Origin of the sequence: Okeania hirsuta (assembly GCF_003838195.1) — a bacterium.
GTDB classification, from domain to species: domain Bacteria; phylum Cyanobacteriota; class Cyanobacteriia; order Cyanobacteriales; family Microcoleaceae; genus Okeania; species Okeania hirsuta.
On sequence record NZ_RCBY01000040.1, the window covers coordinates 1 to 13,698 of the forward strand.

Sequence of the window (13,698 nt, forward strand, 5' to 3'; positions counted from 1 at the left end):
GTCAATCCTCTCCTTGAAAAGAAGAGGTAATTCTAAATTCTAAATTCTAAATTCTAAATTCTTGAAGAGCAATCTAATTTAAAAGGTAGAAAATCAAGATAGAATGCTTGATAATTAACTGTTGAAAAATCATCAATGACTGAAAATATCTTATATCCCTGGAAACAAGAAACTATAATTCGCCATACTCAAAGACTGTTATGGAGCTATAAATATTGGACTGGTCAAACTCTGCTCGATATCGACGGAACACCGGAAGCAATAGCTCAAGCTTTATGGGAAGCTTCATTTGTTGTTGCTTCTGGCGGTATGGAAGAAAACCCTATCTTAAATTATGGTAATCAGCAAGCATTGGATTTGTGGGAAATGAGTTGGGAGCAGTTCACTCATACCCCATCTCGTGAGACAGCACAACCTGTAGAGCGCAAAGAACGCGAACTATTACTGACCCAAGCCCAAACTCAAGGGTATATTAGTGATTATCGGGGGGTTCGTATTTCCAGTAAAGGCAAACAGTTTTGGATTTCAAATGCTGTCATCTGGAATCTTCTAGATGAAAATCAACAGCAATGTGGTCAAGCTGCTACTTTTAAGGAGTGGGAGTATATTCAGTAGTGGTGAATTATGATGATTTAGTGCCACTACGCGGAAGTTAAAAGTCAATCATTTTTGATTGGTAATGCTTTTAGGATTTTGTAACTGGTTAGTTATTTCTGTCATCCTGCACTAGGGAAGAATATATCAGGTATTTTAGACTTTATTTTATGTGCAATGATTTATCATTAAAAGGCTGAAATGATACAATCTTAATTGATAAGTTTTTTGAATTTTTTATGTAATAAAACCACTATAAATACTAAGATTAGTTTGAACATAATAATTTTTTGAAAAGGATAAAAGCAATGAATCTAATTAAAGAATTTGAGGGCAAAGTTACTCTAATTACAGGAGGTAGTTCAGGTATTGGTAGAGCTGCCGCCCTAGCTTTTGCCAAAAAAGGAGCAAAGGTAGCGATCGGCAGTCGTAGGGAAAAAGAAAGTCAAGAAACAATAGCAATGATTGAAGAAATAGGTGGCGAAGCTATCTTTGTGAAAACAGATATTACTCAAGCTACTGAAGTTGAAAACTTAGTTAATCAAACAATTAATACTTATAATCGTTTAGATTATGCCTTCAATAATGCAGGTACAGAAGGCATATTAGGACCTAGTATTGAACAAACTGAAGAAAATTGGAATCAGATTATTAATACCAATCTTAAAGGAGTTTGGTTATCAATGAAATATCAAATTCCACAAATGTTAAAAAATGGTGGGGGAGCAATAGTAAATAATGCTTCTATATTTGGATTAGTTGGTGTTCCTAATGGTTCAATTTACTGTGCTAGTAAACATGGTGTAATAGGGTTAACAAAAGCTGTTGCTTTGGAACAAGCTGAAGCAGGTATTAGAATTAATAGTGTTTGTCCTGGTGTAATTCAAACGGATATGAATGACCGTATTTTTGGCAAGGATGATGATAGTGAAGGTAAAGTACAAATGGCAGCAGCACACCCTATTGGTCGTTTAGGTAAACCAGAAGAAGTAGCTAATGCTGTTGTTTGGTTATGCTCCGATGCGGCTAGTTTTATTACAGGTCATTCCCTAGCAATAGATGGTGGTTATACTGTGAAATAGTTCGAGTTATATTTCCTAGTTAAGTCGAGAATTTGTACAAAAAAAGAAGGTTTTGCAAATTGCAAAACCTCTGTTAAAACTATTAAATTATCCACTGAATTCTTACATAGATTCTCTCCCAGAATTACCAGAAAAATTCCCAGAAAATCTGAATTTACCTGATGGGAAAGTGGTATTACTCAAACCGTCTAATCATTAAATTTAACTATTCAAACGTACAGGTGCAATGCCAAATGCAATCAACCGCGCGAGAATATCTCGCAGTATAGGCAACCGCAAAAAAGCAGGAATAGTAAACTGCTGATTTTGATTCAGCGCACGAGCAATCATTCGTTTTTGAGCTAACCCCTGAAACCATTGAATAACTGTAGTTGGAAATTCTCTTTGCCGTTGCACCTCTGCCAAATCCCACAAATGCCAACTCCCACGTTTTAGCGGTTCGCTGAGAATATTTGTTGCTACAACTGCATCTTGAATAGCATAGTTAATTCCGACTCCACCCACAGGAGACATCACATGAGCAGCATCACCAATAAGTAGTAAACCTGGTCGATACCATTGAGGAAGACGACTAGACTCTACAGACAAAAAAGCAATATCAGACCAATCTTCAAGTAAATGGGAGCGGTCGCTAAATTCCGGCACTAACTCAACCAAAGATTTTCGCAAAAAATCTATACCAGCAGTACGCAGTTGTGCGAAAGCACCCTTAGAAATCATATAACCTACTTGCCAAAAATCTGAGCGATCGAGCAAAACTACCATCTTGCCATTACCCACACGACCTGATAAACCATTAGGTTCCTCTGACTTGCGTGGCAAACGAAACCACATTACATCCATTGGTGGAGAAGTTTTAATTGGTTCAAAACCTGCTAACTGACGCATTCGGGAGAAACGACCATCTGCACCGACTGTTAATAATGCTCGAACTTCGTGCCAACCTCCATGACCGCGATAACGTATCCCACTCACTACTCGATCCTCTTCAATAATTTCCTGTACGTTTGCACCCATAATTAAATTAAAATTAGGATACTGTTGCGCTTCAGTAGCAATAAATTCTAAAAATTTTGCTTGTGGGAGGATAGTAATATAAGGATATGCACTTTTTAAGTGACTGAAGTCAGTCAGAGTAATGTCACCAGTGGGAGAATTTAACTTGAGTGTGCGAACTTTGGAATGGGGTAACTCTAACAAACGGTCAGCTAAACCTATTTGTGCCATTATTTCCATTACGGAAGGATGAATAGTATCTCCTCGAAAGTCGCGATCGAAGTCTTGATGTAATTCCAGTAGAGTAACTGGGATACCTTGACGCGCTAATAGTAATCCTAATACAACTCCTGCTGGTCCGCCACCAACTATACAACAAGTTGTTTGCTGTACATCAATAATTTCATGGGTATGATTAGTCATTTTATTTAAGTTTTTCTTTCAATTGATTTAACTGTTCTGGTGTTAGTTTAATTTGTACTTCTAATAACTGAGTTGCATCCTGAAATAAGATAATATTTTTTTCGACTAAAACTGCAGGATTATTAATTTCAATTCTTTGATATTTTACCTCTGGCAATGCAACTCTAATTACCAATTGTTGTTGAGATTTAGGAAAAATATATAATTCCTGACTAGTATGATTTAATTCTAACTTTTGCACAGTTGTATTGCTTTCTGTCGGAGAATTAGGTTTCCGCCAATAAAGAGTAATGCCACGAATTTCTGGTGTAGCTATCTCAAATATTTCATCAAATCTTTGAGGTTCCCAATCAAGTTCTGTAATATCGCCACTAGCAGGAATAAGTCGCTGTCGCCAGGTAATTTCTGTGTCAGCTATGGCTGCCCACCATTGACGGATCGTGTCTAGATTATTTGGATTTTCTGGATTATTGCTACCTAATTGCCAAATAGTTTTAAGCTGCATATATAGATGGTTTTAGTTAAGTGAGTATGAATTGATTTTATCATAGTTTTATAGTATAAAATTGAATCAAATTGAAATAATACGACAAAAAAATGACTAATCTTTTTTACCGTTTAATATTAACAAAAACAGGAGGGTGAGCAATCACTTTTTGGGTGCATCTCATATTTGCAAAAATACTTTTTTACTATATATTCCCTGTTCCCTGTTCCCTGTTCCCTGTTCCCTAAAAGCAATATTTTTTTGGCTTTATTCAAAATTGAGGTGCACCCCACTTTTTTCTCTTCCATTCAATCAATCATTTTAAATCAAAGGAAGAGAAATAATCAATTCTGTGCGTTTATCTAATTCTCACTTAAAAGTTATTGTTCCGCCATGTTTTTCTACGATAATTTGCCACGCGATCGCCAGTCCTAACCCTGTTCCTTTGCCCACCCCTTTTATTGTAAATCCCTGCTTGAATATTTTTGAGTGCGCTTTTTCACTAATTCCTTGACGATTATCCGCAATTTATACCACCGCCATATTTTTCTCAGTACTTAACTTAATTTCGTACTAATAGTAATGCGATTATTGTTGACTTCAATGTCAGCGTAAATTTTGCCTTCACTTGCTTCGTCTAATGCGTCAACTGAAATGGTGTTTTAGATGGGGAGATGGGGAGATGGGGAGATGGGGAGATGGGGAGATGGGGAGATGGGGAGATGGGGAGATGGGGAGATGGGGAGATGGGGAGATAAAGACACCTAGAAACAAAAATAAGAGTGCACAGTTTTAGCTGTGTCAGTCTAGTAGAGACCTTCCATGGAACGTCACTACTGTGGTCTATTCAAATGAAAACTGCTGTAAGTTGTGGAGAATGGCAAATAAAAAGAGTCCCTAATTGCTTTCCAGTCAAGCTATGAATATTTTCAGTATGACTGAGGGACTCCGTTGTCCTACCAGAGAGAAGAACACCATAAGCAATGTAATTTATATTATTAAATTAATGACAAGCTTTGTCAATACTTTTAGGTGATTAATTTCAGATTCGTTTTGTATCAACCATTTGTAGCAGCAAAATCAAAGAGTTTTATTTCATGAATTTTAGGGATTCTTAAGATTTAACTTTGGTAAGGCCAAAAAAAAATAATGATCAAAAATATCAAAAAAACTCTTGACAAATCCAGAAATTTATTGAATATTAGTTGCAATAAGTATGTAATATCCTCTGTAACAAGAGGTAAAAGGCCATAACTATCAATCTGGACATCAGAGAAAAAGTATTCAAACTTACTCTAGTCCAGAAGCAAAAAAAATGACCACTGTAATTAGTGGCCAAAGCTATGTATTTTGATTAAGAATATGATATCACAATTAGAACCTTCCACCCATTTCAGCAATACAGAATAGAGCTGAGTCATTACTGAGATGAGCGATCGCATTTCTACATACTGCCATCTGCTCAAATTAGTGACTTGGCCGACACAAAATTAGAATTTATGCTAGGGCAGTCTCCAATTTTATACTGCCATAGTTGTTGACTTTATGAAAGAAAGTTTTACCAAAAATGGTGTAACTTTCTGATAGATTGTCAACCAATTTTATCTGTAAAAAATAGATAATTATTCCCGGTATATATCTGCTTTATCAGTAGTTTAATTTACATATTTAGTAGACAATAATCTATTAATAGCCATCTTAAGCATAACTGCCTAAGCATTATTTAGTTGTAAAATTTATTGAACAAAATTAAATTGATATTTTTTCAAAAGACTCTTCAATAAGTTTTTTTTACAAAAGTAATTAATCATACTGTTTTTCTATGATTATGTGTATAATATATTTTTATATACACAGATATTAACTGATGTATAAAAAATAGTAGTAATTGTTGCCATAACAATTGCTAACCGGACTATAATCCAAGGAAAAAACCATGCAAACTTATGATAATTCAGAGGTTAAATACGATTGGTGGGCTGGTAATGCTCGCTTCGCTAAACTATCTGGTTTATTCATCGCTGCTCACGCAGGTCAAGCAGCTCTAATTACCTTTTGGGCAGGAGCTTTTACTCTATTTGAAATTTCTCGATATTCCCCTAGTTTACCTATGGGAGAACAGGGCTTAATTTTACTGCCACACCTAGCAACTTTAGGTTTAGGTATAGGTAACGGTGGAGAAGTGGTAGATACTTATCCCTATTTTGTTGTTGGTATTGTACATCTAATTTCATCAGCAGTCTTAGGTGCAGGAGCACTTTTTCATACTTTTAAAGTTCCAGAAAACTTAAAAGATGCAACAGGTGGAGCTAAGAAATTTCACTTTGAATGGGATAACCCAAAACAGCTCGGAATAATCTTAGGTCATCACCTACTTTTTTTAGGATTTGGTGCTCTATTATTAGTAGCCAAAGCTATGTATTTTGGTGGGCTTTATGATGCGACAACTCAAACTGTACGTTTAGTAACTAATCCCACTCTCGATCCATTAGTAATATATGGATATCAAACTCATTTTGCCAGTGTTAATAGCTTAGAAGACTTAGTTGGAGGCCACGTTTATGTGGGAATTCTGCTAATTTTAGGTGGCCTTTGGCACATTATCAAAGAGCCACTTCCTTGGGCAAAACGGGTTTTAATCTTCTCTGGCGAAGCAATTCTTTCTTACTCTCTAGGTGGAATAGCTTTAGCAGGATTTGTTGCGGCTTATTTCTGTGCCGTTAATACTTTAGCTTATCCTGTAGAGTTTTATGGCCCAGTTTTGGATATTAAGCTTGGGATTACTCCCTATTTTGCTGATACTTTAGAGTTGCCTTTAGGTGCTCATACTGCTCGTTGTTGGTTAGCTAATGCCCATTTCTTCTTAGCTTTCTTCTTCCTTCAAGGTCATCTCTGGCACGCTCTGCGAGCTATGGGTTTTGACTTTAAGCGTGTTGAAAATGCTTTGAATGGTGTTGCTGAGTCTTAACAACTAACGCCTAAAACTCAGGAGTCAGGATGTTCTTTTACTTAGGTCTGAGGAACTGACTCCTGTCATCAAAGTGTTTCAGGGAAGAGGGAACAGGGAATAGAGGAATGTCCGCGCCATATTTGCGTAGCGCTATAGTTTTATAGTCAGTAGTCTATCTTCAGTAGTCAATAGTCGGTAGTTATGAGCAAACAGCAAATATGATGTTTGAGCGATGAACGCTGCTTTTTTTCCTTGCAAGCTTACTTATTTCCTTCTGAAGTAAGTGCTTTTGAGTTTTCTTGATATCAAGTGGAAAAAATTTTGTTTTTAGACTTGACAAGTTCACTTAGGTTGTGGGTTAATATTAATAGAAATATTTCTCATTAGTTTGACGGAAATCTCCACTAACAATACAAAGGATTAAACATATTGTAAACTAAGACTTTAACCAAAAATATTTTTCGCATTTTATTGAGATATTTTATCATCTTTTCTCAGGTAAATTTTGAGTACAGTAAGCTTTCAGGTATCTAAAATTGCATATTTTTCAAGAGTTATTATGGATAAAATACTTATATGTAAAGGGCGATCGCGATTTTATCCGATAGTAAAATATGCAGCTTGAATAGGCAACAATTCAATAGATATTGCTTTAAATAGAGTAGTTTGTCTTCAAAGCATAGCAGGAAACAGCGGTGCTACCCCTCGTCGGAGCTTCCCGTAGGGTGGGATGACGTTCCGGTTCCGGGACTGTAGGGAACAGTTTCCTCGCCATATCCAATCGACCAAGAGAGGGAACGCCCACTCCTGTGAGAGAACAGTGGGAAAAACATTTCCCCTGATTCAGATCATCATCCGCATAAGTCTTAACCTATCTCTCTATTACTATAAGTTAGTTAGTTGGTTCCCATGAATAAGTGGACTGTATATTTATTTTGTGCTATTTTCAGCCACCAACTTACACGCAAACGACGATACCTTTATTAGTTGTTCTCTGTTCGATAATAATTACTGCTTTGTCAAGTGATTTCAGATAAATAAACAATCAGAATTAATGGTAATTTGAATGATATTTAGCTACTGAAAAGTATGAATTACTAAACTTTACTTAAGCAACTTAATTTCAGAAATCAAATAAATATAGGAAATCAAAACAAATGCAAACTTCACGAAAACTAGCTTCATGGAAAATCAGACAAGTCAACAAAAATGGTCATCAAAAAAACCAGACTAAATATTTAGAAGTAGAAACTAATGGGCAAAATCAAACAATCAATGCCAACAATAATTTGGATCGATTACAAAGTGATTGGTCTGGTTATTGTGATGAATTAGATATTGATTAATTCTAATTCAAGAACTTTAATTGCCAAAAGTTAGTAACATCTAACTACCATTAATATAAATCATTACCAAGGAGGTAAAAAATGTCAAATATTGGTCTTTTTGTCGGTAGTACAACAGGGAAAACTGAATCAGCAGCAGAGATGGTTCAGGAAGAATTTGGTGGAGACGATGTGGTTACTATCCATAATATGAATGAGGTAAATACCGAAGATTTTGATGGTTATCAAAACATTATAATTGCTAGTCCCACCTGGAATATTGGCGAACTACAAAGTGATTGGGAAGGTTTTTTTGATGAACTAGACAATATTGATTTTAATGGTAAAACAGTAGCCTATTTTGGCACCGGCGACCAAATAGGATATGCTGACAACTTTCAAGATGCCATGGGTATTTTAGAAGAAAAAATCTCTAGTTTGGGGGGTACAACAGTTGGATATTGGTCAACAGATGGCTATGAGCATACTGAATCTAAAGCTGTCAAAAACGGTAAATTTGTAGGTTTAGCTCTTGATGAAGATAATCAAGCTGAACTTACAGAAGAACGCGTCAAAAAATGGGTAGCACAACTCAAAATAGATTTTGGAATTTAGTCTGATTTTATTTAGAGGGTAAAAGGAAATTTACTAAACTGTATTGATTTATATAAATCTATCTAACTCTCTGAATAGATCAATGCTTTCTTCCTTCTAGAAAGCTAGGAACATCTGATTTTATTTAGAGGGTAACAGGAGATTTACTAAACTGTATTGATTTATATAAATCTATCTAACTCTCTGAATAGATCAATGCTTTCTTCCTTCTAGAAAGCTAGGAAAAAAAGAGAACTAAACAAACTCGATCAATACAAAATTCAGAAGTCACGCCCGTCATAATTTCTGAATTTAATTCTGTACAATCCGCAGATTTCGGGAGTAATTTTGAGAGCCAAGTTCAATCATAAATTTGCTGGTATTTTATTAACTAGTAGGAAATTAATACCCACCACTAATTAATATGAAATGTGAAAAAGAATGCTATAGAAAATATTCTCAATTCTTGCTTTTAAGAGAGAGATATGTAGCAAGATTTTACTATTTAATTTAATTATTTATCTTGATTTTTCCTCCTAACTACTGACATCAGATTTAATCTATGAAACTCTCAACACCTACTCCTGAAATTACCTTCTTGCTTCTGCACAATTATTTTGTACTTAAAGATACTATTTACTAATTATTATCTTGATAACTTAGGAGAATGAAAAGCAATGTCTAAGATTCCAGACGTATTGTGGTTAAAGACCAGTCCTAGTCTACAAGTTTTTGACCGACGATTGATTAATTACCTATCAAGAAAAGTATTAATTGCTGAATGGGATTATTTTCAAACTGCTGATGAACCTTGTACTCTAGACGTAGCTGTAACATTACTCCATGATTATCTCAAATCTTTGAATAAACCTATTCATCTTATTGGTCATAGTACAAGTGGATTAGTAGGATTAATGTATGCTCGTAAATATCCAGAAAGAGTGAAGTCTTTAACTTTATTATCTGTCGGCGTTCATCCTACAGTTGATTGGCAAGCACATTATTATGTACATCGCCATCTTTTACCTTGTAGTCGCCAAACAATTTTGATTAATATGGTGCAAAGTTTATTTGGCGAACAAGATAAAAGAAATACTCAAAATTTAATCAGGATATTAGAGAGAGATTTAGATTTATCTCCATCACCTCACTCATTGTTAAAACGCCAAAGTATGGTTCCTAGAGGAGTTCCTGTACCTTTAATGGTATGTGGTGGCAATGACGATCCGATTATCGATCCTAATTTAATTGGAGGATGGCAACCATTTTTAAAACCCGGAGACCGGATTTGGGAATGTCCTGAAGGTGGTTATTTTTTCCATCATTTTTATCCTCTAAATGTAGCACAAGCACTGCTAGAATTTTGGCAGAATAATGCACTGGTTTTATCGGATATAACTCAGGAAGTAATAGCGAGTAAAATTTGATATTCGTAAAGTAACTAGGCAGAAAATTATTATTGCTAATTATTGGCTTATTTTTCTGAAAAATAAGTGTTTTATTTCTTTTGAAAAAACCGTAAGTAAATAGTTAGCAATCTCTTAAAATTTTCCTAGTTATAGCGTTTCTCAGGTTAGCGAGGTACAGTTATCTTTTTTCTTTATATTTCCCTGTTGCCTGTTGCCTGTTGCCTAAAACCCAGAATTGTGTACCTCACAAGTATGATAATTACTATATACGACTAAATATAATTAGTAATTTTTCCCAAATTATTAATTCAGAATAGAGTTAAAACTATGATTAATTTGATTCCAGAATATCTACTTCAAGAGCTAGGTCGTATCATTTTTATGATGGGTCTTCTATCATTAATTACTATAGGTTTGCGGAATTTTTGTTTGACCTTTCAGCAAGGAATAAGTTATGTTAGACGACTGCATCAAATTCCTTGTAGTCGCTGTATATTTTTTACAGGAGATTATCGTTTGAAATGTACCGTACATCCTTATAATGCTCTTACCGAAACAGCTCTAAATTGTAGTGATTATGAACCAAATAATTATCTAGCAAAACCAATCTTACAACAATGTAAATCTAATTCACAATATTAGTCAGCATTCAGCTATCATATCATGTCCGGTAGCATCGGTATTGTATAGCTAAGGTAAGGAAGAGGGTAGAGGGAAGAAGGAAGAGGGAAGAGGAAGGAAGACTTAAGTTAAGAGCAAGAAAAAACTTAAATTTCCTATATATATTCATATATTCATGCTTGGGTTTACACAAACTATACAAACGGACATGATATCAGTTATTAGTTATTAACTTAATTATCTTAGAAGGAGAATTCAAAATTATGTTTGCTAAGACATTTTTCAATCCTGTTTCCTGACGGATTCCGCAGGAAAAAACCTTTTACAGCTAGCTATTCCCTGCTCCCTATTCCCTAGTGCTACGCGCTATAAAATGAAGTAATTTTGCGATTAATGTATAACCTGATTTTATATTACTCTTTGTTTTGAGAAATTTAACAGCAAATTTTGCTTAGTCAAATCCGGGAATTTTCAGCACAAATAAATAGGAGAATAATTATGAGCTTAAATTCAGTAATTACTAAACCTCAAAAACTGAAGCAGCATCAATTTAAACGTCGCCAATTAATACCATTAACAGATATATTATTATGGCGAATAGATGCTGGGGTGGTTCGCACTCTTACCAAAAATGAAGAAGAAAATACGATCACTTTAGGATTTTGGGGTACAGGAGACATCGTTGGTCAACCTCTATTTCCATCTTATCCTTATCAAGTTGAATGTTTAACTATTGTAGAAGCAAGTATCTTACCAAGGGGTTATTTCTATACTCAAGAAGTAATGCTTTCTCACATTCAAAAAACTCAAGAGTTACTAAGAATTATTCATTCTAGAAAAATTAAATTACGACTGTTGAGATTATTAAAATGGTTGACCGATAGATTTGGTAATCAACTGCCAGAGGGAAAAATATTGGATATGAGGTTAACTCATCAAGAATTAGCTGAAATTATTGGTACAAGTCGCGTTACTATAACACGACTACTAAATCAGTTTGAAAAAGAACAGAAAATAGGATGGTCCCAGAATAATTGCCTAATTATTTTTAATCACTAAAAAGACAACTTGTAACCTCCTGCAATACTTTTAATCCTTGAATACTACCTCGAATAAGTTGGAAAGCAGGCAGTGGTTGGCGAAACATAGTGTTTGCCAATGCTAAAGGTTGCAAACTTCCAGATGATGTCAGAGCAGAAGAGATATTGGGAAGGTCATGATAACAGTCATCGCTGACCACTCTCACCATCGCCACGGAGACAGGTAAATGAGCAAAGAAATTTAGAATTGCAAAACCTTCCATATCTACCACTTCTGCATCAGTATTTTTTCCCAATAGTTGTTTTTCCGCTGCTTTGTAGATGAAGCGATCGCTAGTTAAACCCGTTACTAAAGAAGCTTTTCCTTTTAAATGTGTTTGCAACTTAGCTGTTAAAACACTATCGCACTTTTGCCGGAGTAACTGAGAATAATCTTTTGATTTTGGGTTTAATACCCTGCCGTCTACATGGTGTTTACACTTGATTGGAGTTTGAGTCCCCATCCACTTCTTCCTTCTTCCCTCTTCCTTCTTCCTTCTTCCTTCTTCAATATATTCAACACACTCATTATAAATAACCACATCTCCAGGTTGATATTGACTAGATAAACTACCACACAATCCCATAACCAATATTGTAGAGGGTTGATGGGAGGAAAAATCTTGTCTTTTTTGCCAGTTATTCAAATAACGAGTAACAGATGCAGCACCTATGGGCAAAGACAATAATTTAGGCTGAGATAACTCAGGGGTAAGGCCGCGCTTCACAGATTTTAGTTCTGGCCCTTGGACAACCAAAATTGTATCAATCATTTTACAGCAGTTTTCGAGTCTCGGAGGTACAAAGTTTTATTCCTTTAGGGAACAGGGAACAGGGAACAGGGAACAGGGAACAGGAAATATAAGAATAGCCTTACAACTGTACCTCACGCTTCCTCAAAAGTGCTGTAATTATAAATACAAATGTTAAATAATTCTAAATTTTTGAACATCTTAAATTGCATACCCTCTTATGTTGTTGGAAATATAAGTAATTAGCCAACAATAGAAGGGGGATATTTTTATAGATGTCAGGGTCTACAGACTATATTTTTAGCAATACTCAAAATCTCAAAGAATTAGAAAGACTACAGGCGATCGAACAAATTTTTGACCAAAAAACTCGTGAACGAATTTTAACAACTGGAATCACAGAAAAATGGCAATGTCTGGAAGTAGGAGCAGGAGCAGGAGCGATCGCTAAATGGCTCGCAACAGTTATTGGAGATAGTGGAAAGGTTATTGCCGTTGACCTAGATACTCGTTTTTTAGCAAAAATTCAATCATCTAATATTGAAGTTTTAGAAGCAGACTTTTGCCGTCTTGCACTGGAAAGTCAATCTTTTGACTTAATTCATGCACGTTGTCTTCTCATCCATATTCGAGACTTTCAACTTGCCTTATCAAAAATGGTAGATTTGCTCAAACCTGGTGGATGGTTAGTCATTGAAGAACCAGATTTTTCTGCAGCTAAAGCTATTGCGGGAGATAGTCAAATGTGTCAGTCAGTAGACCAAGTCAATCTTGCTATTGAGAAAATGTTTGCAGATAGAGGAACAGATTATGCTTTAGGAGCGAAGTTACCAGAGATATTGCAAAAGTATGATTGGCAAAAGTTATCCGTAGAAAATGATGCTCCTGTTTCTCCAGGGCGATCGGGAATAGCCAAAATGATGAAAATGTCTGCAATGCAGCTTACAGAAAAATATATTGCAACTGGTAAAGCAAGCTACTCTGACGTTGACAACTATTGTTTGTTTGCAGAAGACCCTAATACGCAAGCAATTTATCACGCAACAGTAGGAGTTATTGCACAAAAATAAAAATTGGCGTTGCTGAAGCACGTGTATGGTATTAATTTTAATTCTTTAGGAGTCAGGAGTCAGGAGTCAGTCCTCAGGAAGGAAGAAAGAATAAGAAACCCCGAGTAAAAGGAGAAAGTTTTTTGCTCGCCCTCTTATCCGGACAAGATATCATACCTCAAATCAGCAACGCCTAAAAATTTTATAGCAGGGAACAGGGAACACCAGATATGGGAACAGCAGTGCGACCGTGAGCGCACGACAGATGTAATATCAAATCCGGTAGCATCGGTGTAATTAGATAGTTAATCTAGGAGAACCTCCTCAGGAAGACCTC

At 35.5% G+C, this 13,698-nt stretch carries 14 protein-coding genes; 10 read left to right on the forward strand and 4 right to left on the reverse strand.

The window, feature by feature from the left end; all coding sequences use genetic code 11:
* Nucleotides 1-135 precede the first annotated feature (135 nt).
* The 3 genes from D5R40_RS09465 (at nucleotide 136) to D5R40_RS34920 (ending at nucleotide 1,875) form a co-directional block, all read left to right on the forward strand.
* On the forward strand, nucleotides 136-615 hold the full coding sequence (locus D5R40_RS09465; protein ID WP_124154549.1) for an MEKHLA domain-containing protein: 480 nt from the start codon (nucleotides 136-138) through the stop codon (nucleotides 613-615).
* Nucleotides 616-902: 287 nt separating this feature from the next.
* Complete coding sequence (locus D5R40_RS09470) at nucleotides 903-1,676, forward strand: SDR family oxidoreductase (RefSeq protein WP_124154550.1); 774 nt, start codon at nucleotides 903-905, stop codon at nucleotides 1,674-1,676.
* Between the two features lie 52 nt (nucleotides 1,677-1,728).
* Nucleotides 1,729-1,875: a hypothetical protein gene (locus D5R40_RS34920; protein WP_161564564.1), complete on the forward strand. Its 147-nt coding sequence runs from the start codon at nucleotides 1,729-1,731 to the stop codon at nucleotides 1,873-1,875.
* 2 nt (nucleotides 1,876-1,877) lie between these two features.
* Here the strand turns inward: D5R40_RS34920 and D5R40_RS09475 are convergent, their stop codons facing one another.
* From D5R40_RS09475 to D5R40_RS42505, 3 genes are all read right to left on the reverse strand, one after another.
* Complete coding sequence (locus D5R40_RS09475) at nucleotides 1,878-3,095, reverse strand: FAD-dependent oxidoreductase (RefSeq protein ID WP_124145331.1); 1,218 nt, start codon at nucleotides 3,093-3,095, stop codon at nucleotides 1,878-1,880.
* Between the two features lies 1 nt (nucleotide 3,096).
* Nucleotides 3,097-3,600: a hypothetical protein gene (locus D5R40_RS09480; protein ID WP_124145330.1), complete on the reverse strand. Its 504-nt coding sequence runs from the start codon at nucleotides 3,598-3,600 to the stop codon at nucleotides 3,097-3,099.
* A gap of 351 nt (nucleotides 3,601-3,951) precedes the next feature.
* Nucleotides 3,952-4,110 carry an ATP-binding protein gene (locus tag D5R40_RS42505; protein WP_205127387.1) on the reverse strand — a complete coding sequence of 53 codons (159 nt, stop codon included), beginning with the start codon at nucleotides 4,108-4,110 and terminating at the stop codon, nucleotides 3,952-3,954.
* Nucleotides 4,111-5,518: 1,408 nt separating this feature from the next.
* On the opposite strand from D5R40_RS42505, the gene D5R40_RS09490 reads away from it, so the two are divergent.
* The 6 genes from D5R40_RS09490 (at nucleotide 5,519) to D5R40_RS09515 (ending at nucleotide 11,540) form a co-directional block, all read left to right on the forward strand.
* Entirely contained in the window at nucleotides 5,519-6,550 is a 1,032-nt protein-coding gene (locus tag D5R40_RS09490) for a chlorophyll a/b binding light-harvesting protein (RefSeq protein ID WP_124145328.1), read from the forward strand.
* A 1,139-nt stretch (nucleotides 6,551-7,689) separates the two neighbouring features.
* Nucleotides 7,690-7,878: a hypothetical protein gene (locus D5R40_RS09495; protein WP_124145327.1), complete on the forward strand. Its 189-nt coding sequence runs from the start codon at nucleotides 7,690-7,692 to the stop codon at nucleotides 7,876-7,878.
* A gap of 81 nt (nucleotides 7,879-7,959) precedes the next feature.
* Nucleotides 7,960-8,472, forward strand: coding sequence for a flavodoxin FldA (fldA, locus tag D5R40_RS09500; protein WP_124154551.1), 513 nt, complete (start codon nucleotides 7,960-7,962; stop codon nucleotides 8,470-8,472).
* 656 nt (nucleotides 8,473-9,128) lie between these two features.
* Complete coding sequence (locus D5R40_RS09505; protein WP_124145325.1) at nucleotides 9,129-9,878, forward strand: alpha/beta fold hydrolase; 750 nt, start codon at nucleotides 9,129-9,131, stop codon at nucleotides 9,876-9,878.
* A gap of 309 nt (nucleotides 9,879-10,187) precedes the next feature.
* Entirely contained in the window at nucleotides 10,188-10,502 is a 315-nt protein-coding gene (locus D5R40_RS09510) for a hypothetical protein (protein ID WP_205127386.1), read from the forward strand.
* A gap of 477 nt (nucleotides 10,503-10,979) precedes the next feature.
* Nucleotides 10,980-11,540 carry a Crp/Fnr family transcriptional regulator gene (locus D5R40_RS09515; RefSeq protein ID WP_124145324.1) on the forward strand — a complete coding sequence of 187 codons (561 nt, stop codon included), beginning with the start codon at nucleotides 10,980-10,982 and terminating at the stop codon, nucleotides 11,538-11,540.
* Here the strand turns inward: D5R40_RS09515 and D5R40_RS09520 are convergent.
* Nucleotides 11,530-12,333, reverse strand: coding sequence for a 5'-methylthioadenosine/S-adenosylhomocysteine nucleosidase family protein (locus D5R40_RS09520; protein WP_124154552.1), 804 nt, complete (start codon nucleotides 12,331-12,333; stop codon nucleotides 11,530-11,532). The genes D5R40_RS09515 and D5R40_RS09520 overlap by 11 nt on opposite strands.
* A gap of 254 nt (nucleotides 12,334-12,587) precedes the next feature.
* Between D5R40_RS09520 and D5R40_RS09525 the strand changes: the two genes are divergently transcribed.
* Complete coding sequence (locus D5R40_RS09525) at nucleotides 12,588-13,382, forward strand: class I SAM-dependent methyltransferase (RefSeq protein ID WP_124154553.1); 795 nt, start codon at nucleotides 12,588-12,590, stop codon at nucleotides 13,380-13,382.
* Nucleotides 13,383-13,698: the final 316 nt, after the last annotated feature.

What these genes read in the sequence shown, in the direction of transcription:
- D5R40_RS09465 (WP_124154549.1), top strand. Translation starts at nt 136, where the DNA reads ATGACTGAAAATATCTTATATCCCTGGAAACAAGAAACTATAATTCGC.
- D5R40_RS09470 (WP_124154550.1), top strand. Translation starts at nt 903, where the DNA reads ATGAATCTAATTAAAGAATTTGAGGGCAAAGTTACTCTAATTACAGGA.
- D5R40_RS09475 (WP_124145331.1), bottom strand. Translation starts at nt 3,095, where the DNA reads ATGACTAATCATACCCATGAAATTATTGATGTACAGCAAACAACTTGT.
- D5R40_RS09480 (WP_124145330.1), bottom strand. Translation starts at nt 3,600, where the DNA reads ATGCAGCTTAAAACTATTTGGCAATTAGGTAGCAATAATCCAGAAAAT.
- D5R40_RS09490 (WP_124145328.1), top strand. Translation starts at nt 5,519, where the DNA reads ATGCAAACTTATGATAATTCAGAGGTTAAATACGATTGGTGGGCTGGT.
- D5R40_RS09495 (WP_124145327.1), top strand. Translation starts at nt 7,690, where the DNA reads ATGCAAACTTCACGAAAACTAGCTTCATGGAAAATCAGACAAGTCAAC.
- fldA (WP_124154551.1), top strand. Translation starts at nt 7,960, where the DNA reads ATGTCAAATATTGGTCTTTTTGTCGGTAGTACAACAGGGAAAACTGAA.
- D5R40_RS09505 (WP_124145325.1), top strand. Translation starts at nt 9,129, where the DNA reads ATGTCTAAGATTCCAGACGTATTGTGGTTAAAGACCAGTCCTAGTCTA.
- D5R40_RS09510 (WP_205127386.1), top strand. Translation starts at nt 10,188, where the DNA reads ATGATTAATTTGATTCCAGAATATCTACTTCAAGAGCTAGGTCGTATC.
- D5R40_RS09515 (WP_124145324.1), top strand. Translation starts at nt 10,980, where the DNA reads ATGAGCTTAAATTCAGTAATTACTAAACCTCAAAAACTGAAGCAGCAT.
- D5R40_RS09520 (WP_124154552.1), bottom strand. Translation starts at nt 12,333, where the DNA reads ATGATTGATACAATTTTGGTTGTCCAAGGGCCAGAACTAAAATCTGTG.
- D5R40_RS09525 (WP_124154553.1), top strand. Translation starts at nt 12,588, where the DNA reads ATGTCAGGGTCTACAGACTATATTTTTAGCAATACTCAAAATCTCAAA.